Annotated in this window: 1 protein-coding gene; it reads left to right on the top strand. The window is 67.1% G+C overall.

Going from position 1 to position 1,102, the window contains the following annotated elements; translation table 11 throughout:
* Positions 1–235 precede the first annotated feature (235 nt).
* Positions 236–967: a transposase family protein gene (locus tag ACZ6C1_RS39090; protein ID WP_469247784.1), complete on the top strand. Its 732-nt coding sequence runs from the start codon at positions 236–238 to the stop codon at positions 965–967.
* Positions 968–1,102 lie beyond the last annotated feature (135 nt).

Here is a 1,102-nt window from a genome sequence, read left to right as displayed (position 1 = left end):
TCAACACCGCCAACGACCGGGGGCTCTGCCACGTCACCACCCCAGATGACCAGGCCTTACAGCCCCGCAGAGGCAGGATGAAAAAGGTTCAGTGAACGCTTCTCATCCTGGGGTTCGCGGGTGATGGCGGTTGGCGGTTGGGACCCGTGACGCGGCAGGGCTCCTGGTCGTTGCGGCTGGTGATCTCACTCGCCAACGCCTCGACACAGGAGCCCTGTTGGTCCCGTATCGTGCCATGCTCGATGTCCCGCATGAGGTCGTTGAGCATGTTTCCTGGCTCATCTACGCCCGAAGGTGTGAGCTGAACTCCCGCTGGCGCAAGCTGGGCTGCTTCCGGCAGGCCCTGCTCGTCCTGGTGCACCTGCGCAAGAACGAGACCCTGGCCCAGGTCGCCGCGGGGTTCGGCGTCTCCACCGCCACCGCCGGCCGATACGTGAGCGAAACGGTCGACATCCTCGCCGAACGCGCTCCCGCCCTGCGCGAGCCGCCACCTGAAGGGTTCGTCATCCTCGACGGCACTCTGATCGCCACCGACCGCATCGCGGCGGACGAACCGTACTACTCAATGAAGCACCGCCGTCACGGGATGAACGTGCAGGTCGTGGCCGCCCCGGACGGAACACCGCTGTGGTTCTCGCGAGCGCTGCCCGGCCGCACGCACGACCTGACCGCAGCCCGCGCCCACGGGGTGATCCAAGCCTGCCTGTCCCATCAGCTCCTCGTCCTGGCCGACCGGGCCTACCGCAGAGCCGGCGCCACCGTCCGCACCCCCTACTACGGCCGCGACCTCCCCGAGAAATACGCCCAGTTCAACCGGGACCACGCCCGCCTGCGGGCACCGGGCGAACGCGCCCTCGCACGCCTCAAGCAATGGCGGATCCTCCGCAAAGCCCGCTGCAGCACCAACCGCATCGGCCGCACGGTCGCCGCCGTTCACGCCATCGAAATCGCCTGGCGCTCAGGATGAGAAGCCTTCAGTGAAGCGAGGAACACGTGGACAGATGCAGGAATGAGCTTGTTCCGCTTTGGCGGACACCTTCGGTGTGGTGGTCAGGCCGCCAGGGCAGTCTCGTATTCGGCGGGACTGCGGTAGCCGAGGCTG

The organism is Streptomyces sp. NPDC041796 (assembly GCF_055590785.1).
The sequence above is the reverse complement of the archived record's forward strand: the minus strand, read 5'-3'. Positions and strand labels throughout refer to the sequence as shown.